The sequence below is a fragment of the Kocuria palustris genome, assembly GCF_007666205.1.
In the GTDB taxonomy this organism is placed as follows: Bacteria; Actinomycetota; Actinomycetes; order Actinomycetales; family Micrococcaceae; genus Kocuria; species Kocuria palustris_A.
Window position 1 is genome coordinate 1 of the sequence record NZ_VDOR01000005.1, and the last position, 20617, is coordinate 20617.

Genomic DNA, 20617 nt, shown 5'->3' on the forward strand with positions numbered 1-20617 from the left:
GAGATCCACTGGGCCCGAGCCCAGGGCATCACCACCGGCTGGCCCGACGGCACCTTCCGCCCGATGCACCAGACCCACCGCGACGCCATGGCCGCATTCCTCTATCGTCTCGAGCACTGATGATCCCGGGCACTGATCGGCCCGGCCGGTGGAGTGGGAGGACGAGCCGGCATCGAGGGCCGCTCGGCGGGATCGGCTGAGCAGGCCGATCATCGACCTGGACGCGAGACCCCGAGGGAAGGACGGTGGCCGCATGGAGGATCTCAGGATCCCCCCGGGCCCCGGCATCCCCCGGGGTCTCGTCGTCCCCGCCGCCGAGCTCGACGAGCGGTTCACGCGGTCCTCGGGCCCCGGGGGCCAGTCGGTGAACACGACCGACACCCGGGTCCGGCTGCGGCTGGACCTCGCCTCCTGCACGGCCCTGACCGACGACCAGCGCCGACGCGCCATGGCGTCGCTGCGCTCCCGGCTCCGTGGGAGCGAGCTGGCGGTCGAGGCCTCCGAGCACCGCTCCCAGCTGCGCAATCGGAAGGCCGCCCGGCAGCGCATGGCGGAGCTGCTCAGGGAGGCGCTGGCGCCCCCGGCTCCGCAGCGCAGGCCGACGAAGCCCACGCGCGGCTCCCAGCGACGGCGGCTCAGGGCCAAGAAGGTCCGCTCGGGGATCAAGGCCGCCCGGAAGCAGCCCGGCCCGGACGCCTGAGCGGCTCGGGTGCCCCCCCTTTCCGGGCAGCACGGGGCATGCCCCGCGGCCGCGGCGGGCCGCCCGCCTCCGCCGAGGCGAGGAGTAGCATCCCTCGGGTGCCCGATCCCGTCTCGCCCGCAGCGCCCTCGTCACCCGCCGTCGATCCCCGCCGCTCCCGCATCCTCGCGGTGCTGCTGTCCTCGCTGTTCATGTCGCTCGTGGCCGTCAGCATCATCAACGTGGCGCTGCCGGCGATCCAGAGCGATCTCGATGCCACCTCCACCGACCTGCAGTGGGTGCTCTCCGGCTACGCGCTGTCCTTCGGCGTGGTCCTGGTGGCCGCCGGGCGCGCCGGCGACCTCTTCGGGCGCGAGCGGATCTTCGTGGCCGGGATGGCGCTGTTCTGCCTCGCCTCCCTGGCGGCGGCCCTGGCGCCCTCGGCCCTGGTCCTCAACCTCGCCCGCGTCGTCATGGGCATCGGCTCGGGGCTCATCAATCCCCAGGTCTCCGGGCTGATCCAGCAGCACTACCGCGGCAGGGAGCGAGCGTGGGCCTTCGGCCTGTTCGGCGGGATCGTCGGCATGGCGGTGGCGATCGGCCCGGTCATCGGCGGCCTGCTGATCGGGCTGCTGCCCTCCGGGATCGGCTGGCGCGCCACGATCGGCGTCAATGTGCCGCTGGGGGCGCTCATCCTCCTGCTGTCGCTGCGCTGGCTCGACCTGCGCAGGAGCCGATCGGCCGAGGACCACCGCTCGCACGACCTCGACCCGGTGGGCGCGGTCCTGCTGGGCCTGGCCGTGCTGACGATCATGCTGCCGTTCATGATCGCGGAGCAGGAGCCCGCCGCCTGGTGGCTGCTGCCCGTCGGAGCGCTGCTCGTCGCGGCCTGGGTCGGGTGGGAGCGCCGCTACCAGGCCCGGGGCAGGGCGCCGATGGTCGACCTGCGGCTGTTCCGCACCCGCAGCTACACGCTCGGCACCCTGATGATCGCCGTCTACTTCACCGGGGGGACCACCATCTGGGTCATCCAGGCGCAGCTGGTGCAGCAGGGCCTGGGCGAATCGGCGCTGGTCGCGGGGCTCCTGGCCCTGCCCGGCGCGATCCTCAGCGCACTGGCCGCGCAGCTGGGAGGGCGGCTCGTGACGCGGATCGGGCGCTGGACGGTGGTCACCGGCCTGGTCGTCGTCCTGTACGGCCTCGGCGCCACGATCCTCAGCACCCCGCAGATCGTCTCGGGGGCCGCACCGGTGTGGCTGCTCAGCGTCGTCATGGCCCCGATCGGCTTCGGTGCCGGCATGGTCACCAGCCCCAATCAGACGCTCACCCTCCGGGAGGTCCCGGTGGCCGAGGGCGGCACGGCGGCGGCCATCATGCAGACGGGCCAGCGCATCGGCACGGCCGTGGGCTCCGCCGGCGTCATGGGCGTCTACTTCCTCCTGCTCCCGCGCGGAGCCGATCAGGCGGCCGACGCGGCCTACCTCATCATCGGCACGATCGTGGCCCTGGCCCTGATCGTCGCGCTCGTCGACGCGTTCAGCTCCCCCGCCGGCGGACGCGTGGGCGGGCGGAGGGCGGTCGAGGACTGAGGCCTTCATCGCCGCGCCCGGTCCGCAGGCGTCGCCGGCGCCGGGTCCGCAGACGGGCGGGGGCCCGACATCATCGGCGCTCGGACGTGGACGGAGGCCGACGGCCGCATGCAGGATGCGGCCGCCGGCCTCCGATGCCCGGAGGGGCCCCGCGCCGCGCCGGCGACCGCCTGACCCGGCGGCCGGGGGGGGGTAGAGGGCCCGCGATCCTCAGGACAGGACGCTGACGACGGCCTGGTAGTCCGGCTCGTTGGCGATCTCGTCGACGAGCTGCGTGTAGACCACGCTGCCCTCGGGATCGATCACCACGACGCTGCGCGCGAGCAGGCCGGCCAGCGGGCCGTCGGCCATGGTGACTCCGTAATCCTCGCCGAAGCTCGAGCGGAACGCGGAGGCCATCGTGACGCCTTCGATGCCCTCGGCACCGCAGAAGCGCTCCTGCGCGAACGGCAGGTCCTTCGAGACGCAGACGACGGCGGTGTTCTCGAAGCCGGCCGCGAGCTCGTTGAACCGGCGCACCGAGGCTGCGCACGTCCCGGTGTCGACGCTCGGGAAGATGTTCAGCACGACGCGCCGGCCGCTGAAGTCCGAGGCCCGCACGGATCCCAGATCGGAGCCCACGAGATCGAAGTCGGGAGCCGCCTCGGCGGCCCTGGGGAGCTCGTCGACGGTGCGGACGGGTTCTGCCTTGAATGCGGTGTCCATGGTGCCGACCCTAGCGCGCCGAGCCGTCCCGGAGCAGTGACGGGGCTCAAGGGCCGGACTCGCTCCCGCTGCGCCCGTGGGCGATGATGGGGGCACCGGTGCCCGATGACGGGTACGGGCATTCCCCGCCCACGATTCAAGTTTCGCCTGAGAGTCGAGAGAAAATGACTGGACCTGTACCTGAAGTCGAAGTCCGCGACGAGCCCGCCCGACGCATCCAGCCCTTCGTGATCCTCTGGATCGCCCTGGACGCCGTCCTCGTGTGCGTCTTCGCCGCGATCGGGACCTCGTCGCACGGCGGGGACCCGTGGGCGTTCTTCGAGCCTGCGTGGCCCTTCCTCGTCGGGCTCGCGCTGGGCTGGCTCGGCGTGGCCTGGCTGCGCCGCCCCGGACGGGCCCTGGTGCCCGGTGCGCTGATCTGGATCGTGACCGTGGTCGTCGGCGCCCTGCTGCGGGTCGCGTCCGGGCACGGCGCCCCGCTGTCCTTCCTGCTGGTCACGTCGCTCGTGCTCGCCGTGTTCCTGCTGGGCTGGCGGCTGATCGCCCTGGCCCTCGTGCGGGACTGAGGCGCCCCGGCCGCGCGGCCCGCCACCCCTGCCGGGCCGGCGGGGCGAGCGGGTCGGATCGCTACAGTGGACGGCGGACGCGCCGGGCGCGATCCGCCCCGTCAGCACCCCGTCCGCTCAGGAGGCAGCCATGTTCACCGCCATCGTCATGATCAGCACCGATCCGGAGCGCATCCCCGAGGTCGCCCAGGAGATCTCCGATCTGCGCGGGGTCTCCGAGGTCTACTCCGTGACCGGGGAATGGGATCTGATCGCCCTGGTGCGCGTGCGCCGCCACGAGGAGCTCGCGGACGTGATCGCCGATCGCCTCTCGAAGGTCCACGGCATCCAGGAGACGGTCACGCAGATCGCCTTCCGCACCTACAGCAGCCACGATCTGGAGGAGGCGTTCTCCCTGGGCATGGACTGACGGGCCACCGACCCGGAGCGCAGCGGGCCCCCTTCCGACGCGGAAGGGGGCCCGCTTCCGCGCGGAGCCCTGTGCCGGGCACCCGGGGATCGCGAGCGGGGCCCGATCCGCTCAGGACCGGGTATGGGCCACCCAGCGGTCGAGCACCTGCTGCGCCGCACCGGTGTCGATCGACTCGGCGGCTCGGGCGATGGCGCCGGCCATGCGCTCCTCGAACGAGCCGGCGGCGGGCCCGTCGTCGAGGGCCATGAGCGCGGCAGCGGAGTTCAGCAGGACCGTGTTGCGCACGTGCCCGTCGTCTCCCGAGAGAACGCGGCGGGCCACGGCCGCGTTGTACTGCGCGTCCTGCCCCCGCAGGTCCTCGACCGTGCCGCGCGGCATCCCGTAGTCCTGCGGCTCGAGCGCGTGCCGGGTGATCTCCCCCTCGCGGACCTCCCAGACCTCCGAGGCCTCGGTGATCGTGAGCTCGTCGAGCCCGTCGCCCCCGCGGAAGACCAGGGCCCGGTGCCCGCGGTCGCGGAAGACCCCGGCCATGACCGGCGCCAGCGCGCGGTCGGCCACGCCGATCGCCGAGGCCTCGACGAGGGCGGGGTTCGTGATCGGCCCCAGGAAGTTGAACGCGGTGGCCACGCCCAGGGTCCTGCGCGCCGCGGCGGCGAAGCGCATGGAGGGGTGGAAGGTCTGGGCGAAGCAGAAGGTGATGCCGACCTCGCGGGCGCAGGACTCGACCATCGACACGGGCATGTCCAGCTGCACGCCCAGCGCCTCGAGGCAGTCGGCCGACCCCGACTTCGAGGACGAAGCGCGGTTGCCGTGCTTGACCACGCGGGCCCCTGCCCCCGCCGCCACGAGGGCGGACATCGTGGAGATGTTCACCGAGCGCAGGCGGTCGCCGCCGGTCCCGACGATGTCCACGGCCGGACCGGGCACGTCCAGCGGGCGGGCGTGGGCCACCATCGCGTCGGCCAGGCCCTTGAGCTCGTCGACGGTCTCCCCCTTGGCCCGCAGCGCGACCAGGAAGCCGGCCAGCACGGTGTCCTGGACGTCGCCCTGCATGACGGCGTCCATGGCGGACCATGCCTGGGCCGCGCTCAGATCTCGGCCCTCGATCAGGGCGGTGGTGATCTCGGGCCAGTCCGGCGGCGCCGAGGCGGACGTGTGGATGTCGCTGTCGGAAGTCACAGCCCGACTCTATCCCCGGCGCGGCGCCGCATCCCCGGCACAGCGCGGCACGGCTGCCTCGGGCCCTTCGAGCCCGCCGGATCGGGCCTTCCCGGAAGGGAACGGAATCCATGGTTCTCCCCGGGGTGTCTCAGTTGGTTCGCAGAACCGTTTGGCGACATAATGTCGATCGTGACGACTGCAACCCATGCCCCAGCCAGGCCCGCCCCGGTCATCAACCGCCCGAACCTCACCGCAGTGGGGACCATCGTGTGGCTCGCCTCCGAAGTCATGTTCTTCGCCGGCCTGTTCGCGATGTACTTCACTCTGCGCGCCACGGTTCCGGAGGTCTGGGACGAGGGCACCTCGCTGCTCAACATCCCCCTGGCCACCGTCAACACGATCGTGCTGGTGCTGTCCTCCGTGACCTGCCAGTTCGGCGTGTTCGCCGCGGAGCGCCTCCAGCCCCGACGCACCGGCGGCCTCTTCAACGTGGCCAAGTGGGGCATGGTCGAATGGTTCATCCTGACCTTCATCATGGGGGCGTTCTTCGTCTCGGTGCAGATCTTCGAGTACGCGACCCTGTACTCGCACGGCCTGAGCATCGCGTCGTCGGCCTACGGCTCGGCCTTCTACCTGACCACGGGCTTCCACGCCATCCACGTGACGGGCGGGCTCGTGGCCTTCCTCGTGATCATCGGCCGCGCCTTCCTGGCGAAGCGCTTCGGCCACTACGAGGCCACCTCGGCGATCGTCGTGTCCTACTACTGGCACTTCGTGGACGTCGTGTGGATCGCGCTCTTCGCGATCGTCTACTTCCTGCAGTGACCCGGCACCGCCGCCCCGACCGGCGCCTGCGCCAGCCCAGCACCACATCGAATCGAGGACTCCTGACGTGAAGGCTCTCTCACAAAAGCGTCGCCATCCGCTCGCCATCCTGGCGCTGCTCCTGAGCGCCCTGCTGCTCACCGGTGGTCTCTATGCAGTCGCCACCACCTCGAACCAGGCGCAGGCCGCGGAGGACTACACCGCAGAGGACGTCACCGAGGGCGAGGCCCTGTTCCTCGCCAACTGCTCCACCTGCCACGGCATGGACGGCCAGGGCACCGACGCCGGCCCCTCGCTCGTCGGCGTGGGCGCAGCGGCCGTCGACTTCCAGGTCGGCACGGGCCGCATGCCGATGCAGATGCAGGGCCCGCAGGCCCAGCAGAAGCCGGAGCAGTTCAACGACGAGCAGACCCGCCAGCTCTCCGCCTACGTCGCCTCGCTCGGCGCCGGCCCCGCGGTCCCCGAGGACGAGTACCTCGACACCTCCCAGGGCGATGCCTCCAACGGCGCCCAGGTCTTCCTGGCCAACTGCGCCATGTGCCACAACGCCGCCGGCGCCGGCGGCGCGCTGACCCGCGGCAAGTTCGCCCCGTCCCTCATGGGCGTCGAGGAGAACCACATCTACGAGGCCATGCAGACGGGCCCGCAGAACATGCCGGTGTTCAACGACGCGAACATCACCCCCGAGGAGAAGCGCGACGTCATCACCTACCTGAAGACGATCGAGACCAACACCGACCCCGGCGGCTTCGGCCTCGGCTCGCTCGGCCCGGTCTCCGAGGGCCTGTTCATCTGGACCCTCGGCCTGATGATCATCATCGGCTTCACGGTCTGGCTCACCACCAGGTCGGCCTGATCCTCCACCCGCACGCCGTGGCCCGGCGGCCTCAGCGCCGCCGGGGCCCAGCATCACGTTTCGAGAAAGAATGAGGGACCACATGGGTAGCCATCGTGACGGCCTCCCCGAAGGCAAGAAGGGGAACGTGCTCGACCGCGGCGCGGACACGCCCCGCACCTTCGAGAACCCGGGGATGCCCCCGCACAGCCCCAGGACCACGGACGTCGGCCCGCAGGCCGCCAAGCGCGCCGAGCGCCAGGTCGTGCTGCTGTTCGTCCTGTCGATCCTGGGCTCGATCCTGTTCTTCGTGGGCTACTTCGGGATCCGCGTCGACGGCGAGTTCTACGACGTGATGAACCCCGAGCCCACGTCCCAGCTGCGGCTGCAGAACCTGCTGCTGGGCGGCGGGATCGCGCTGGGCATGCTCGGCATCGGCATCGGCATCGTGCACTGGGCCAGGACGCTCATGCCCGATCACGAGGTCGCCGAGAGCCGTCATGAGATCCGCAGCGAGGCCGACCGCGCCGAGGCCGCCGACATCATGGACACGATCGTCGACGAGTCCGGCATCAAGCGCCGCCCGCTGATCCGCAACAGCCTCATCGGCGCCATGGTCCTGGCTCCCCTGCCCTTCGTCGGGCTGCTCAAGGACCTCGGGCCCTGGAACCTCCAGCCCATGAAGCACACCCTCTGGGACGAGGGCGTCCGGCTGGTCCGCGACCCCTCCGGCACACCGATCAAGGCCTCCGACATCACGCTCGGCTCGACCTACCACGTGCTCCCGGAGAACCTCCTGGGCATGGGGCACGACGAGGGCTACCTCAACGAGAAGGCCAAGGCCGTGGTCCTGGTCATGCGCCTGGACCCCGCCGACGTCGACGTCTCCGAGGACCGCACCGACTGGAACGTCGACGGCATCTTCGCCTACTCGAAGGTCTGCACCCACGTCGGCTGCCCGGTCGCGCTCTACGAGCAGCACACGCACCACCTGCTGTGCCCGTGCCACCAGTCGACCTTCGACCTCACGAAGGAGTGCGAGGTCATCTTCGGCCCGGCATCCCACCCGCTGCCCCAGCTGCCCATCACGGTCGACTCCGAGGGCTACCTGGTCGCCCGCAGCGACTTCCACGAGCCGGTCGGCCCGGCCTACTCGCAGCGCATCATGCACAAGAACCAGCTTGAGGACGAGAAGGAGAACGCCTGATGTCTGCACAGACCACTGACATGCGTCGTCCTCAGCACGACGAGTACCGCGCCGACACGAGCGTCGGGCGCATCGCCAACTACGCCGACACCCGCGTGGGGCTCTCCCCCATCGTCAAGGAGTTCGGCCGCAAGATCTTCCCGGACCACTGGTCCTTCATGTTCGGCGAGGTGGCGCTCTACTCCTTCATCATCCTGCTGCTGTCGGGCACGTTCCTGGCGCTGTGGTTCGACCCCACGATGGTCTCGACGGAGTACACCGGCTCGTACGTGCCCATGCAGGGCATCGAGATGTCCGGCGCCTACGCCTCCTCGCTGAACATCTCCTTCGACATCACGGGCGGGCTCTTCCTGCGCCAGCTGCACCACTGGTCGGCGCTGCTGTTCGTCGTGGCGATCGTCGTGCACATGCTCCGCGTGTTCTTCACCGGCGCGTTCCGCCGCCCGCGCGAGCTCAACTGGGTCGTCGGCGCGCTGCTGTTCGTGATGGCCATGGCCGCCGGCTTCACCGGCTACTCCCTGCCGGACGACGTGCTCTCGGGCAACGGCCTGCGCATCGCCGACGGCATGGCGAAGTCCATCCCGGTGATCGGCACCTACATCTCGATGCTGCTGTTCGGCGGCGAGTTCCCCGGCCACGTCGTCATCCCGCGCCTGTACATCCTCCACGTGTTCCTGATCCCGGGCGTCATCCTGGCGCTGATCGTGGTCCACCTGTTCATGGTCGTGGTCCACAAGCACACCCAGTACCGGGGCCCGGGCCGCACCGAGGACAACGTGGTCGGCTACCCGATCGGCCCGGTCTACGCGGCCAAGGCCGGCGGCTTCTTCTTCATCGTCTTCGGCATCCTCGCGGCGCTGGCCGGCATGGTGCAGATCAACGCCCTGTGGAACTACGGGCCGTACGATCCCTCCCCCGTGCAGGCCGGCACCCAGCCCGACTGGTACATCCTCTTCGGCGACGGCGCGCTGCGCCTCTTCCCGGGCACCTGGCCCTGGAACTGGGAGTGGAACCTCTTCGGCCTGGTCACCCTCCCGCTGGCGGTGTTCATCCCGCTGATCATCATGGGCCTGCTGATCGGGGCGATCTTCGCCTACCCGTTCCTCGAGCGCTGGATCTCGGGCGACGACCGCGAGCACCACCTGCTGGACCGCCCGCGCAACGCCCCGACCCGCTCGGGCCTCGGCGCCGCGGCGATCGTGTTCTACACCGTGATGATGGTGGCCGCCACGGGCGACCTCATCGCCACCCACTTCCACCTGTCGCTCAACGACGTCATCTACGTCCTGCGCACCCTGTGGATCGTGGGCCCGATCCTCGCGTTCATCATCGTCAAGCGCCTGTGCCTGTCGCTGCAGCGCAAGGACCGCGAGATCGCCCTGCACGGCCGCGAGACCGGCCGCGTCCAGCAGCTGCCGCACGGCGAGTTCATCGAGGTGCACGAGCCGCTGAGCGCGTACGACCGCTACGAGCTGGTCAGCTTCGACTCGCCCGCGCCCCAGGCCCCGCGCCGCAATGCCAAGGGCAAGGTCACGGGCGCGGAGAAGCTGCGCTCGCGCCTGTCGAGCTTCTTCTACGAGGACCGCGTCGCCCCGGTGACGCCGGCCGAGCTCGAGTCCGCTCACCACGAGCACCAGGACGACCTCGGCTCGATCGGCGCGGGAGGCAGCACCTCCGCCCGCGAGCTCGGCAGCTGACCTGACGGTCCGCTGTCCAGGCCCCCGGCTCCCTCCCGGAGTCGGGGGCCTCTTCCGCTCCCGGTCGATGCTCCTGGCGTCGGGCCCTCCGGTCGTCAGGCGACTGCCGCGGGCGGCCGAGGAGCCGCGGGGGGGGCAGGCAACCCGTCATGGTCACCGCCCCAGGATCGGCCATCGCCGGACGCGGCGGACGATTGGGTACGCTGAGAGCCCCCGCTGGGGATCATCAGGATCCGCCCGCACAGACCCCGTCCCTTCGGACCCGGCGACCTCCGCTCCTGCCCGAGCGATCCTGCCCGTCGGCCCCTTCCGCTCGGCGCGCCGAGCGGGCGGGCGCCGCAGAACCTGTCCCGCCTCACGATCTGGAGACACCGAATGACTGGGAAGATCGTCCTCATCGGACGCACTGCCGACCTGTCCCCCGCCCGCTCCGACAAGAGCCTGCTCAGCACCCGGCCGGCCTCCGCGGACGATGTGCCGGCGCTGGCCGATCTCTACTCCGCGGCCTACCAGGCCTCATCGTCCTCCGATGCCGTCGATGTGGCGTCGGCGGAGGAGGCCCGCGAGATCCTGACCAAGCTGTTCGAGGGCGAGTACGGCCGGGTCCTGCCCGAGGCCTCCCCCGTCGTGACCGACGAGGACGACTCGATCGTGGCCGCCGCCCTCGTGGTCGAGCGCCGCGCCGGGGAGGGCGTGCCCGAGGACCCCTATCTCTTCGAGCTGTTCACCCATGCGTCCTACCGGCGGCAGGGCCTGGGCGAGAAGCTGGTGCGCTCGGCGGCGTCGTCGCTGGCGGCCTCCGGCTACGACCGGCTGAGCCTGCGGATCTCGGAGGACAACTCCCCCGCCCTGGCGCTGTACCTGACCCTCGGCTTCAGCCGCTGGCAGGCCGCCGAGGAGGACGACGAGATCTGAGCCGGCGCCGAGCGGCCGCATGCCGCCGGTCCGAACGGCTGCGGCGGCGACGGCCCCGACGACGCAGGAGCCCGGCATCGCACTGCGCGATGCCGGGCTCCTGCCGTGCGGCCTGCGAAGCCCCCGGTCGCGGCCTCAGACGCCGAGGCCGCGCAGCGCGAGGGCGGCATCGATCGCCGCCACTGCGGCGTCGTAGCCCTTGTCCTCCTGCGAGCCCTCGAGGCCGGCGCGCGCGATCCCCTGCTGCTCGTCATCGGTCGTGAGGACGCCGAAGCCGACGGGGACTCCGGTAGCGGTCGAGACGTCGGTGAGGCCCATCGTGGCGGCCTGGCAGACGTAGTCGAAGTGCGGCGTGCCGCCGCGGATGACGATGCCCAGGGCGATGATCGCATCGGCCGTGCCCGCGAGCCTCCTGGCGGCCACGGGCAGCTCGAAGGACCCGGCCACGCGGACGACCCGCGGCTGCTCCACGCCGGCCTCCGCAAGGGCCCGCTGCGCGCCGCCGAGCAGCCCGTCCATGATCTGCTCGTGCCATCGCGAGGCCACGATGACCACGTCCAGTCCCGACCCGTCCAGGTCCGCGGCCGCCAGGGCCGGTGCTCCGTGTCCGCTCATGATGTGTCCTCTCCTGCTGCGATCGCGCCTCGCAGGCGACGCAGCGTCGTTGGGGGGGGGTCCGCTGATCTCGTGATCCGCGGGTGCTGGGCTCAGCCGCCGTCGCCCGGGGCCTCGCGAGCCGCGATGTCGTCGACGTGCTCCAGACGATGATCCATCCGATCGCGCTTGGCGGCCAGGTAGTCGTGGTTCTCAGGCCGGGCGGGGACCTCGTGCGGCACCATCTCGTCGACCTCGACGCCGAGCGCGCGCAGCTGCGCGACCTTGACGGGGTTGTTGGTCAGCAGCCGGATCCGCGCCAGGCCGAGCTCCCGCAGGATCGTGGCGGCCGCGCCCCAGTCGCGGGCCTCCGCGGGCAGCCCGAGCAGCTCGTTCGCCTCGACCGTGTCGGCTCCCCCGTCCTGCAGCTGGTAGGCGCGCAGCTTGTTGACGAGCCCGATCCCCCGGCCCTCGTGGCGGCGCAGGTAGACCAGGGTGCCGCCCTCGGCCGCGATCCGCTCGAGGCCCAGGTGCAGCTGCGGGCCGCAGTCGCAGCGGTAGGAGCCGAACACGTCGCCCGTGAGGCACTCCGAGTGCAGCCGCACGAGCGGCGCCCGGCCGTCCGGGCCCGGGCCCGCCGCCTGCTCCGCGGAGCCGTCCGGCAGGGCCGTCAGGCTCAGGTGCTCGCCGGCGGTCGCGCCGTCGGCATCGGGGATCTGCCACGCCCGCACCGAGAACCGGCCCTCGGCCGTCGGGATGACGACGGGCTCGGAGGCGGCGCGCACCTCGCGCAGGCCGTCCTGCCGGGCGGCCCCGCCGGAGCCGCGCGGATCGCGCCTCATGAGGAGGGCTCCGCGCGCAGGCGACGGGCGAGGTCGTCGATGCTGATCAGCGGCAGGCGATGGCGCGTGGCGAATCCGCGCAGATCCGGGAGGCGCTGCATCGAGCCGTCGTCGTGGACCAGCTCCGCGATGACCCCGGCCTGCGGCAGACCCGCCAGCCGGCACAGATCGACCGCGGCCTCGGTGTGCCCCCGGCGCTCGAGCACGCCGCCGGCGGCCGCCCGCAGCGGCAGGACGTGGCCGGGACGGGTCAGATCGGCCGCGGTCGAGGCCGGCGAGGCGAGCACCCGGGCGGTCGTGGCCCGGTCCTGCGCGCTGATCCCGGTGCTCACGACGTCGCGGGCATCGCAGGTCACGGTGTAGGCCGTGCCCTTCGCGTCCTCGTTGACGGCCGTCATCGGCGGCAGGCCGAGCTCGTCGGCCCGCTGCCCCGTCAGCGGCACGCACAGCACGCCCGAGCTCCAGCGCACGGTGAAGCCCACGAGCTCGGGCGTGGCATGCACGGCCGCGAAGACCAGGTCGCCCTCGTTCTCCCGGTCCTCGTCGTCCACGACCACCACGGCGCCCCCGCTGCGGATCTGCCGCACGGCCTCCTCGACCGTGTCCAGGGCGATCTCGTCCCGGTCCGCGGCCGCGTCCGACCACGAGGCCGGTGCGACCCGGAACGACGAGAGCCGCGCCGCGTACTTGGCCATGACGTCGGTCTCGAGGTTCACCCGGTCGCCGCGGCTCTTCTGCCCCAGTCCGGTCGCGGCCAGGGTGGCGGGGATGAGCCCGATCTCGAACCAGTGCTGGTCCAGGCGGGCCGCCCGCCCGGTCTGCTGCGGGGCGGGGCTGACCGCCGTGACCGTCAGGGACACGCCGTCGACGGCGATGGCCCCCTTCTGCGCGAGCAGCCCCGCGATCTGAGCCGGGATGCCGATCCGCAGGGTCTCCCAGGAGCCGTGGTCCACGCGCTCGAGGACGGTGCCCACCGCATCCACGTGGCCCTGGACGACGTGCCCGTCCAGCCTGCCGCCGGCCGGGGTGCAGCGCTCCAGGTTCACGGTGCTGCCTGCGCGCAGGCCGCCGAGGGTCGTGCGCGCGAGGGTCTCGCCCATCACATCGGCGACGAAGCGGTGCCTCCCGGCGCCGCCGCCGGCGGCGGCTGTAGCCGCGGCATCGACGCCGGTCAGCGGTGTGGCCGTGAGGCAGACCCCGTCGACGGACAGCGATCCGCCCGTCGGCAGGTCCTCGAGCACGGCCCCGGCCTCCAGATGCAGGCGCACCGACCCGGTGTCCCGCGCGGTCTCGGCGGCGGTCGCCTCGGCCCCGGTCAGGGCGTCCACCGTGGGCATCTCCGTGCCCTCGACGCTCTCGATCTGCACGATCGTGCCGCGCTCCGCGACGATCCCCGTGAACATGTCTGCTTCTCCGAACTGCCCCGTGGGGCGCTGACGTCCTCGACTGTGCTGTGCGCTGCGGCCTGTCTCCCCGATGGCGGGGCCGGTCAGCCCGACGGGCCGGGACGCGGTCTGAGATGCCAGAGCAGATCGGCCCCGAGCCGTCGCACCGGGCCGCCGTCGGCGGGATCCGGCTCGAAGGCCGGAGCGTCGCTCAGCGTGCGCACGGCGGGGATCTCGATCGAGGGGCGGCCGCCGCCCAGTACGAGCGGGGCCTGGTAGACCAGGAGCTCGTCCACCAGATCGGCCGCCAGGAAGGCGCTGGTCAGGCCGGCCCCGCCCTCGATCAGCACATGCCGCGCCCCGCCCTCCCACAGCCGCGCGAGGGCCTCGCGCGGGTCATGCGCGGCGATCCGCAGGAAGCGCCCGTCATCGCCGCGCATCGCCGCCTGCTCCGGGATCTGCCGGCGGCCGATCACGGCGCGCAGCGGCTGGCGGTCCGCGGGCAGCGGGCCGTCCGCGGTCCGGGCCGTGAGCCGCGGATCGTCCGCCAGGGCGGTTCCGGTTCCGACCGCGATGGCATCGGCGCGAGCGCGCAGGCCGTGCCCGTGCGAGCGCGCCTCGGGACCCGTGATCCATCGGCTCGTGCCGTCGGCGGCGGCGATCCGGCCGTCGAGCGACTGGGCGATCTTGGCGGTCACGAACGGGCGGGACTCCCGGCCGGCCCGCGACCATCGCTCGTTGAGCAGGCGCGACTGCTCGGCCAGCAGACCCGAGCGGACCTCGACGCCGGCAGCCCGCAGCCGCTGCGCTCCCCCGGCCCCGGCCTGGGTGTCCTCGACCGCGAAGACCGCGCGCGGGATGCCCGCCTCCAGGATGGCCCGGCTGCACGGGCCCGTGCGTCCGGTGTGATCGCACGGCTCGAGGGTCACGACGATCGTGGTGTCCCCCAGCTGCGTCCCCGCCGCCCGGGCCTGTCGCAGCAGGTCCGCCTCGGCATGCGGGGTCCCGGCCCCCAGATGCCGTCCGGTGTGCAGGATCTCGCCGCGGGAGCCGAGCAGGACGGCCCCCACGAGCGGGTTGGCGCTGCGCGGTCCCTCGAGGGCGAGCTCGAGGGCCCGGTGCATCGCGGCGGTCTCGGCGGCGCTGAAGCCGGCGGACGACGGGGCGGAGGACTCTGTCATCGCGCGCTGCTCCTCCGAGCGCCGGTGCGCGCGGGGGCCTCGGGGCCGGATTCCGAGGACGGCGCGACCCGGACCGTGACGTCGGGGAACGCGGTCTCCACGGCCACCGCCTCCGAGCGCCCGGCGGCCCCGTCGTCGTGCCCTGCGCGCTCGCGGCGCTGGACGCGCCACCACACGAAGAAGCCCGTGAGCGTGAAGCAGCCGTAGAAGAGGTACATGAAGGCCGAGGCCCAGTACCCGGCGGAGATCAGCAGCGGGACGCCCACCAGGTCGACGGCCACCCAGACCAGCCAGAACTCGGTCCAGCCGCGGGCCATCCCCCAGGTCGCCACGACCGAGCCCACGAAGATCCAGGCGTCGGCCCACACGGGCTCGTACGAGCCGAGAGCGCGGAAGACGGGAGTGAGGGCCGCGGTGCCCAGGACCAGCGCGGCGATGATCAGCGCCCGCTCGCGCCCGGAGGCCCAGCGGGGGGTCACCGCGATGCCGTCGCCGCCGCGGGCCCGTCGCCACTGCACCCAGCCGTAGACGGCCACGATGATGAACATGACCTGCCGTCCGGCCTGCCCCAGCAGATCGACCGGGTTCGGCGATCCGAAGACGGTGCCCATGAAGACCGTGAAGAGCAGCACGTTGCCGAGGATGCCGACGGGCCAGGCCCAGACCCTGCGTCGCATCCCGCCCAGGGCGGAGAGCAGGCCGAATACGTTGCCCAGGACCTCGCGCCACAGCACGAAGCCGTCGCCCACCCGCAGCTGAGCGCTGAACAGCCACTCGAAGATCTCCACCGCCGCGCCTCCCGGGCCCTCTGTCTCCGAACGGGCCGGGCGGGCGCCCGGTCCGGTGCGAGCCGACCCCGCGGGGTCGGCTCGGCACGGGTGCCCGGGATCGGGCGGGAGGACGAGGGCCGAGCGCGCACGAGGGCACCGCGACGCGGGCGCCCCGGAAGGCGACCCGGCCGCAGCGGCTCGGACGCGATCGACCGTGCTCCTCCCGTCCAGACTGTTCTGTCGGCACTGGAATCTCACCAGTCAGGCCGGGGACGCTGTCGTCCGGCGCGGGCTCCGGCGATGCCGGGGCGAGCGGTGCGGACGACGACGGCCACCGGTTAGCGGGCTGTCACCGCCGGCTCGGAATTCCACCGATCTCGGAGCACATCGTGTCGTGGCCCCGATTATGGCACGCGCGGCCGACGGCGCCGGACGGCTCAGCCCTGGGCGGAGCGCGCCGCCTCCCGCAGCCCGGCGATGGCCGACGCGGGATCGTCGGTGCCGTAGACGGCGGAGCCGGCCACGAACACGTCGGCGCCGGCCTCGGCCGCGCGCTCGATGGTCTCCAGGGACACGCCGCCGTCGACCTGCAGGGCCACCTCGCCGCCGCCGGCGCGGATCGCCTCGGCAGCGCGCCGGATCTTGGGCAGGGTGACGTCCAGGAAGCTCTGGCCGCCGAAGCCGGGCTCCACGGTCATGACCAGGAGCATGTCGATCTCGGTGAGCAGATCGAGGTACGGCTCCACTGCGGTGGCCGGGCGCAGGGCCAGCCCGGCCCGGGAGCCGAGCGAGCGCAGCTCGCGGGCCAGGCGGATCGGGGCGGTCGCGGCCTCGGCGTGGAAGGTCACGGAGGCGCAGCCGGCCTCGGCGTAGCCGGGGGCCCAGCGGTCCGCGTCCTCGATCATCAGGTGCAGATCCAGCGGCACCGGCGAGACGGCCTGCATCCGCTCGACCACCGGCAGCCCCAGGGTCAGATTGGGCACGAAGCGGTTGTCCATGACGTCGATGTGCGCGGCGTCCGCGCTCGAGATGCGCTGCAGCTCCGACTCCAGATTGGCGAAGTCGGCCGAGAGCACGGACGGATGGATGCAGCAGCGGGACATGGTTCCTCCAGATCGCACGGTGTGCTCCGACCCTATGGGGTCTTCTCGAACAGGGCCATGAACATGCCGTCCGTTCCATGCACGTGCGGCCACAGCTGGACCGTGCGCGCGCCGTCCTCGACGTTCGGCCCGCCCGGGTGCGGGGTCGACGGGTCCGCGGCGCCGTCGAGGGCCCCGGGCAGCGCCGCATCCCGCGCGGGCTGCGCCGCGTCGATCAGCCGGAGATCGGGGCGGGCCCGGAGGAGGTCGTCGACGGCCGCGATCGTCTCGGCCGCGTGCGGCGAGCAGGTGGCGTAGAGCAGGAGGCCGCCCGGGCGCAGGGCGTCGGCGGCGGCGGGCAGCAGCTGCGCCTGCAGCAGGGTCAGATCGGCGAGGTCCGAGGGCCTGCGCCGCCATCGTGCCTCCGGCCGGCGGCGGAGGGCGCCCAGCCCGGTGCAGGGGGCGTCCACCAGGATGCGGTCGAATCCTTCGGCGGCGACGTAGTGGTCCGGCTCCGCCAGGACCGAGGCGATCTCGCGGCCGTCGCCCCAGCGGATCTGCCAGGCCCTCTCGGGCAGCGCCGCCAGGGCGTCGTCCACCAGGCGGGCCCTGTGCTCGGAGACCTCATTGGCCAGCAGGGTCGCGCCGTGCCGATCCGCGAGCGCGGCCAGCAGCGCGGCCTTGCCTCCGGGTCCGGCGCACAGGTCGAGCCAGTGCTCCCCCGGGACCACCGGGCGGGCGGCGGCGAGGGTGCGGGCCACGAGCTGGGAGCCGGAGTCCTGGACGCGGATGCCGCCGGAGCGCACCCCCGCGCTGCGGCGCAGGTCCCCGCCCGCGCTGATCGCGGAATCCGGGGTCAGGGGGCCGGGCTCGGCACCCCCGTCGAGCTCCTCCTCGATGGCCCCGAGACCCGGCAGTGCCGTCAGGTGCACCGAGGCGGGCGCGTTGTCGGCCTCCAGCAGGGCCTCGATCTCGGCGGGCGAGCGGCCGTGGGCGCTCAGCGCCTGACCCATGGCCCGCACGATCCATTCGGGGTGGGCGTGGGCGATGCCCAGGCGCCGCTCCCGGGAGGAGCCCTCGCTGAGCTGCTCGATCCACTCCTCGAGCGGGCGAGCGGCGACCTTGCGCAGCACCGCATTGACCAGCCCCGAGGGCCCGGCGCCGATCTCCGCGCGCGTGAGCCCGACGGTCTGATCGATCGCGGCGTGCACGGGCACGCGCATGGCCAGGATCTGATGGGCGCCCAGGCGCAGGACATCGACCACCGGCGCGTCGAGCCGCTCGAGCGGACGGTCCACGCACCGGGCGAGGACCGCATCCCACGTGCCCTGATGGCGCAGGGCCCCGTAGGCCAGCTCGGTCGCGAATCCGGCATCGCGGCGGTCCAGGCGCTGCTCCCGGATCTGCCGGGGCAGCACGAGGTTGCCGTAGGCGTCCTCCCCGGAGACCTCGCGCAGGGTCCGGAACGCCGCCAGGCGCGCAGGGTCCGCCCCGCGGGTGCGCCGGGACGGGGCCGAGGACGAGTAGGAGCGCTGCTCGAGCGAGCGGCGGTGGCGCTGGCGCCCGGCGCGGTCGCGGCGGTCCCCGTCCGGGCGCCCGCCCGAGCGGCCTCGGCCGCCTCGGCCCTGCCCGCGTGCGTCGTCCGCCGGGCTCATGCGAACACCGTCCTCGTCGTGTCGTCGCCGCGGGAGGAGCCGAGCCGGCCGCGGGCCCAGTCGCCGGCGGCCATGGCCTGCTTGCCCGCGGGCTGGACCCGCAGCAGCTCGACGGCATGCGTCGCCGTGCCGACCAGGACCCTGCCGTCGCGGACGCGGGCCTCCCCGGGAGCCAGGTCCTCGGCCCCGGGGACCTCGACCACCCGGTCCACGAGCTTGAAGCGCTGCCCGTCCAGCTCGGTCCAGGGCCCGGGCTCCGGGATGGTGCCGCGCACGAGCCGGGCGACCTCGGCGGCGGAGCGCGTCCAGTCGATCCGGCTGTCCGCGGTCGTCAGCTTGGGCGCCGTCGTGGGCTCGCCCTCCTGCGGGCTCGGCCGCTCGCCGCGCTCGAGGCGCTGCAGGGCCTCCACCAGCAGCGGCGCGGTCTCGTGCGACATCCGCTGCAGCAGCGTGCCGGCCACGTCGTCGTCGCGCAGCCGCGTGCGGGAGGTGGCCAGCACCGGGCCGGTGTCCATGCCCTCGTCGAGCAGGAAGGCCGTGGCCCCGAGCTCGGCGTCGCCGTGGATCAGCCCGTGCTGGACCGGTGCGGCCCCCCGCCGCTGCGGCAGCAGGGAGAAGTGCAGGTTGACCCAGCCCAGGGGCAGCGCCTCGAGCGCGGGGCGCTTCAGCAGCGCGCCGTAGGCCACGATGGCCCCGGCCTGAGCGCCGGTCCCGCGGATGCGCTCGACGATCTCCTCATCCACGCGGTTGGCCTTGAGGACCGGCAGGCCGAGCTCGAGCGCGGCAGCGGCCACGGGCGACGGGGTCAGCACCCTCTTGCGCCCCACCAGGGCGTCGGTGCGGGTCAGCACGGCGGCGATCTCGATCCCGTCCGCGGCGGCCAGCAGCCGCAGCGGGGCGACGGCCGGCTCGGGGGTTCCTGCGTAGATGATCCTCACGGCTCCTCCTCAGCCTCCGAAGCTCGAACCGAGCGAGCCCGCACGCTTGTCGCGGACCTCGGCCACGGTGCGGGCGTAGTCGCCCGCGCGGATCCGCCGCCACGCCTCCCGGCGGGCCTGCCCCTCCAGCCGGTTCACGTAGAGCACGCCCTGCAGGTGATCGTGCTCGTGCTGGAGGCACCGCGCCAGCAGGCCCTCCGCCTCGAGCTCCCGGGCCTGTCCGTGCTCGTCCAGGCCGCGCACCCGCGCCCGGCTGCGGCGCGGGGTGTCGAAGCCGAGCCCGGGCACCGAGAGACACCCCTCGCCGCCCTCCTGCTCCTCGTCCCCCAGCTCGAGCTCCGGATTCACGAAGACCCCGGAGTCCCCCTCGACGTCGTAGACGAAGACCTGCAGGCCCACCCCGATCTGCGGGGCGGCCAGCCCGACCCCGTCGACATCGCGCATCGTCTCGAACATGTCGTCGACCAGCGTGAGCAGCTCCGCGTCGAAGCGGCGGACCGGGTCGGCCGCCGAGCGCAGGATCGGATCGCCGATCGTTCGGATCGGGCGGACGGTCATGGGGCTCCTCCTGGGGCGGGACAACGAGGGAGATTCTAGGCCGGGGCTCAGGCCGGAGGCGGCGGCACGGGACGCAGCTGCGCGGGGCCCGCGTCCAGGCGGGCCTGGTGGCCCCAGACCCGGCGCAGGGAGCAGAACCGATGCCAGTGCGCCTCGAGGACCTCGGGGACGGCCTGCTGGGCGGAGACCTCGGTCTCCCCCACCGCCACTCCGAGCAGGAGGTCGGCGGCGCCGTACTTCCAGGGCTCCCAGGTCCCGGCCTGGGCATCGACGAGCTGCTCCTCGGCCTTGAGCCCGGCCACGAGCTGGGTCACGACCTTGGGATCCATCTGCTTGACGTGCCCGTTCCGGTCGGTGCCCTTGGTCTTGTAGTCGATGAGGCAGATCCTCCCGCCGATGCGGGCGACCAGATCGAGGGTCCCCGCGTAGCCGACCGTCGCGTTCCAGACGGTGATCTCCGCGGCCAGCGGCTCGGGCCGGTAGAGCTGCCACCACTCGTCGAAGCGCTGGGCGTAGGCGCCCTCGCCGTGGGAGACCAGGATCTCCCGGGCCTCGTCGACCCGGGACTCGCGTCCCATGGCCCGCAGGGCGGTCTGCTCCGCGTAGTCGTGGACGCGGTCCCCGCGCAGCGCGGCCGCGTCCCGGTGGCGCTCGGCCGCGCCTGCGGCATCGCGAGCGATCTGGCGCAGACGGGAGGCGGATCCGACGGCCCCGGGCAGGCGATCATCCGTGATCACGGCCTGGGCGGCGGACCAGCCGTGCCACCCGCCCAGGTCCAGGGCCGCGCAGCCCAGCACGGTGGTGATGGAGGGGACCTCCACCTGCCCGGACTCCCTCCGGGCGTACATCCGCCCGTGCTCGGTCTGCTGCGCCAGTCGGGGCTGGGTCATGCGGACTCTCCATCCTGGACTCTGTGCCGGTGATCGCGGCGCCGCGCTGCGGCCCTGGGCCGCGCTGTGCCGGCGGGGACGGCTCCCATGCAGAAGGCCCCGGCCGGTGGAACCGGACGGGGCCTTCTGGC

The 20617-nt window shown here is 73.0% G+C and carries 22 protein-coding genes and 1 riboswitch; of the genes, 10 read left to right on the forward strand and 12 right to left on the reverse strand.

The features are described 5' to 3' along the window. The 3 genes from FSY66_RS06625 to FSY66_RS06635 form a co-directional block, all read left to right on the forward strand. On the forward strand, positions 1–120 hold a 120-nt coding region (locus FSY66_RS06625), incomplete at its 5' end, for an S-layer homology domain-containing protein (RefSeq protein WP_144792580.1). Between the two features lie 133 nt (positions 121–253). Further along, positions 254–700, forward strand: a complete 447-nt coding sequence (gene arfB / locus FSY66_RS06630) for an alternative ribosome rescue aminoacyl-tRNA hydrolase ArfB (RefSeq protein WP_144792583.1) — start codon at positions 254–256, stop codon at positions 698–700. Positions 701–798: 98 nt separating this feature from the next. Then, the gene (locus FSY66_RS06635; protein WP_260853542.1) at positions 799–2268 is read left to right on the forward strand and encodes an MFS transporter; all 1470 of its coding nucleotides are present in this window, start codon (positions 799–801) and stop codon (positions 2266–2268) included. Between the two features lie 210 nt (positions 2269–2478). On the opposite strand, the gene tpx is transcribed toward FSY66_RS06635, so the two are convergent. Next, the gene (tpx, locus tag FSY66_RS06640) at positions 2479–2973 is read right to left on the reverse strand and encodes a thiol peroxidase (RefSeq protein WP_144792588.1); all 495 of its coding nucleotides are present in this window, start codon (positions 2971–2973) and stop codon (positions 2479–2481) included. Positions 2974–3137: 164 nt separating this feature from the next. On the opposite strand from tpx, the gene FSY66_RS06645 reads away from it, so the two are divergent. Next, positions 3138–3539: a DUF3054 domain-containing protein gene (locus FSY66_RS06645; RefSeq protein ID WP_144792591.1), complete on the forward strand. Its 402-nt coding sequence runs from the start codon at positions 3138–3140 to the stop codon at positions 3537–3539. A 130-nt stretch (positions 3540–3669) separates the two neighbouring features. Beyond that, the gene (locus FSY66_RS06650; protein ID WP_144792594.1) at positions 3670–3948 is read left to right on the forward strand and encodes an Lrp/AsnC family transcriptional regulator; all 279 of its coding nucleotides are present in this window, start codon (positions 3670–3672) and stop codon (positions 3946–3948) included. Between the two features lie 111 nt (positions 3949–4059). Here FSY66_RS06650 and trpD read toward each other — a convergent pair whose 3' ends face one another. After that, the gene (trpD, locus tag FSY66_RS06655) at positions 4060–5130 is read right to left on the reverse strand and encodes an anthranilate phosphoribosyltransferase (RefSeq protein ID WP_144792597.1); all 1071 of its coding nucleotides are present in this window, start codon (positions 5128–5130) and stop codon (positions 4060–4062) included. Positions 5131–5301: 171 nt separating this feature from the next. Here trpD and ctaE point away from each other — a divergent pair, with 171 nt between their 5' ends. From ctaE to FSY66_RS06680, 5 genes are all read left to right on the forward strand, one after another. After that, entirely contained in the window at positions 5302–5937 is a 636-nt protein-coding gene (gene ctaE, locus FSY66_RS06660) for an aa3-type cytochrome oxidase subunit III (RefSeq protein ID WP_144792600.1), read from the forward strand. 67 nt (positions 5938–6004) lie between these two features. Further along, positions 6005–6793 (forward strand): cytochrome bc1 complex diheme cytochrome c subunit, encoded by a 789-nt coding sequence (gene qcrC, locus FSY66_RS06665; RefSeq protein WP_144792603.1) that lies wholly within the window; start codon positions 6005–6007, stop codon positions 6791–6793. Positions 6794–6875: 82 nt separating this feature from the next. Beyond that, positions 6876–7979 (forward strand): cytochrome bc1 complex Rieske iron-sulfur subunit, encoded by a 1104-nt coding sequence (gene qcrA, locus FSY66_RS06670; RefSeq protein WP_260853544.1) that lies wholly within the window; start codon positions 6876–6878, stop codon positions 7977–7979. Further along, positions 7979–9676 carry a cytochrome bc1 complex cytochrome b subunit gene (gene qcrB, locus FSY66_RS06675; protein WP_186304480.1) on the forward strand — a complete coding sequence of 566 codons (1698 nt, stop codon included), beginning with the start codon at positions 7979–7981 and terminating at the stop codon, positions 9674–9676. Before qcrA ends, qcrB begins: the two co-directional genes overlap by 1 nt. Positions 9677–10051: 375 nt before the next feature. Continuing rightward, positions 10052–10591: a GNAT family N-acetyltransferase gene (locus FSY66_RS06680; protein ID WP_144792609.1), complete on the forward strand. Its 540-nt coding sequence runs from the start codon at positions 10052–10054 to the stop codon at positions 10589–10591. Between the two features lie 135 nt (positions 10592–10726). Here the strand turns inward: FSY66_RS06680 and ribH are convergent, their stop codons facing one another. From ribH to FSY66_RS06725, 10 genes are all read right to left on the reverse strand, one after another. Continuing rightward, positions 10727–11206 (reverse strand): 6,7-dimethyl-8-ribityllumazine synthase, encoded by a 480-nt coding sequence (gene ribH / locus FSY66_RS06685; protein ID WP_144792614.1) that lies wholly within the window; start codon positions 11204–11206, stop codon positions 10727–10729. Between the two features lie 92 nt (positions 11207–11298). After that, complete coding sequence (locus tag FSY66_RS12565) at positions 11299–12027, reverse strand: GTP cyclohydrolase II (protein ID WP_186304481.1); 729 nt, start codon at positions 12025–12027, stop codon at positions 11299–11301. Beyond that, positions 12024–13430, reverse strand: coding sequence for a 3,4-dihydroxy-2-butanone-4-phosphate synthase (gene ribB, locus FSY66_RS12570; RefSeq protein WP_186304482.1), 1407 nt, complete (start codon positions 13428–13430; stop codon positions 12024–12026). The genes FSY66_RS12565 and ribB overlap by 4 nt, the downstream gene beginning before the upstream one ends. Before the next feature lie 86 nt (positions 13431–13516). Continuing rightward, positions 13517–14593, reverse strand: a complete 1077-nt coding sequence (gene ribD / locus FSY66_RS06695; RefSeq protein ID WP_260853546.1) for a bifunctional diaminohydroxyphosphoribosylaminopyrimidine deaminase/5-amino-6-(5-phosphoribosylamino)uracil reductase RibD — start codon at positions 14591–14593, stop codon at positions 13517–13519. Continuing rightward, positions 14590–15381: a nicotinamide riboside transporter PnuC gene (gene pnuC, locus FSY66_RS06700; protein ID WP_144792618.1), complete on the reverse strand. Its 792-nt coding sequence runs from the start codon at positions 15379–15381 to the stop codon at positions 14590–14592. The genes ribD and pnuC overlap by 4 nt, the downstream gene beginning before the upstream one ends. A 193-nt stretch (positions 15382–15574) precedes the next feature. Beyond that, positions 15575–15752, reverse strand: a riboswitch (FMN riboswitch). A gap of 48 nt (positions 15753–15800) precedes the next feature. Further along, on the reverse strand, positions 15801–16466 hold the full coding sequence (gene rpe, locus FSY66_RS06705; protein WP_144792621.1) for a ribulose-phosphate 3-epimerase: 666 nt from the start codon (positions 16464–16466) through the stop codon (positions 15801–15803). A 32-nt stretch (positions 16467–16498) separates the two neighbouring features. Then, the gene (locus FSY66_RS06710) at positions 16499–18100 is read right to left on the reverse strand and encodes an RsmB/NOP family class I SAM-dependent RNA methyltransferase (protein ID WP_144792624.1); all 1602 of its coding nucleotides are present in this window, start codon (positions 18098–18100) and stop codon (positions 16499–16501) included. After that, the gene (locus FSY66_RS06715; protein ID WP_144792627.1) at positions 18097–19038 is read right to left on the reverse strand and encodes a methionyl-tRNA formyltransferase; all 942 of its coding nucleotides are present in this window, start codon (positions 19036–19038) and stop codon (positions 18097–18099) included. The genes FSY66_RS06710 and FSY66_RS06715 overlap by 4 nt, the downstream gene beginning before the upstream one ends. A gap of 9 nt (positions 19039–19047) precedes the next feature. Further along, positions 19048–19596 (reverse strand): peptide deformylase, encoded by a 549-nt coding sequence (gene def / locus FSY66_RS06720; RefSeq protein WP_144792630.1) that lies wholly within the window; start codon positions 19594–19596, stop codon positions 19048–19050. Between the two features lie 47 nt (positions 19597–19643). Then, the gene (locus FSY66_RS06725) at positions 19644–20486 is read right to left on the reverse strand and encodes a cytochrome (protein WP_144792633.1); all 843 of its coding nucleotides are present in this window, start codon (positions 20484–20486) and stop codon (positions 19644–19646) included. Positions 20487–20617 lie beyond the last annotated feature (131 nt).

Bases quoted from the DNA above. Each gene is read 5' to 3' on its own strand.
- arfB (WP_144792583.1), top strand. From the start codon at position 254: ATGGAGGATCTCAGGATCCCCCCGGGCCCCGGCATCCCCCGGGGTCTC.
- tpx (WP_144792588.1), bottom strand. From the start codon at position 2,973: ATGGACACCGCATTCAAGGCAGAACCCGTCCGCACCGTCGACGAGCTC.
- FSY66_RS06645 (WP_144792591.1), top strand. From the start codon at position 3,138: ATGACTGGACCTGTACCTGAAGTCGAAGTCCGCGACGAGCCCGCCCGA.
- FSY66_RS06650 (WP_144792594.1), top strand. From the start codon at position 3,670: ATGTTCACCGCCATCGTCATGATCAGCACCGATCCGGAGCGCATCCCC.
- qcrA (WP_260853544.1), top strand. From the start codon at position 6,876: ATGGGTAGCCATCGTGACGGCCTCCCCGAAGGCAAGAAGGGGAACGTG.
- qcrB (WP_186304480.1), top strand. From the start codon at position 7,979: ATGTCTGCACAGACCACTGACATGCGTCGTCCTCAGCACGACGAGTAC.
- FSY66_RS06680 (WP_144792609.1), top strand. From the start codon at position 10,052: ATGACTGGGAAGATCGTCCTCATCGGACGCACTGCCGACCTGTCCCCC.
- ribH (WP_144792614.1), bottom strand. From the start codon at position 11,206: ATGAGCGGACACGGAGCACCGGCCCTGGCGGCCGCGGACCTGGACGGG.
- FSY66_RS12565 (WP_186304481.1), bottom strand. From the start codon at position 12,027: ATGAGGCGCGATCCGCGCGGCTCCGGCGGGGCCGCCCGGCAGGACGGC.
- ribB (WP_186304482.1), bottom strand. From the start codon at position 13,430: ATGTTCACGGGGATCGTCGCGGAGCGCGGCACGATCGTGCAGATCGAG.
- ribD (WP_260853546.1), bottom strand. From the start codon at position 14,593: ATGACAGAGTCCTCCGCCCCGTCGTCCGCCGGCTTCAGCGCCGCCGAG.
- rpe (WP_144792621.1), bottom strand. From the start codon at position 16,466: ATGTCCCGCTGCTGCATCCATCCGTCCGTGCTCTCGGCCGACTTCGCC.
- FSY66_RS06710 (WP_144792624.1), bottom strand. From the start codon at position 18,100: ATGAGCCCGGCGGACGACGCACGCGGGCAGGGCCGAGGCGGCCGAGGC.
- def (WP_144792630.1), bottom strand. From the start codon at position 19,596: ATGACCGTCCGCCCGATCCGAACGATCGGCGATCCGATCCTGCGCTCG.
- FSY66_RS06725 (WP_144792633.1), bottom strand. From the start codon at position 20,486: ATGACCCAGCCCCGACTGGCGCAGCAGACCGAGCACGGGCGGATGTAC.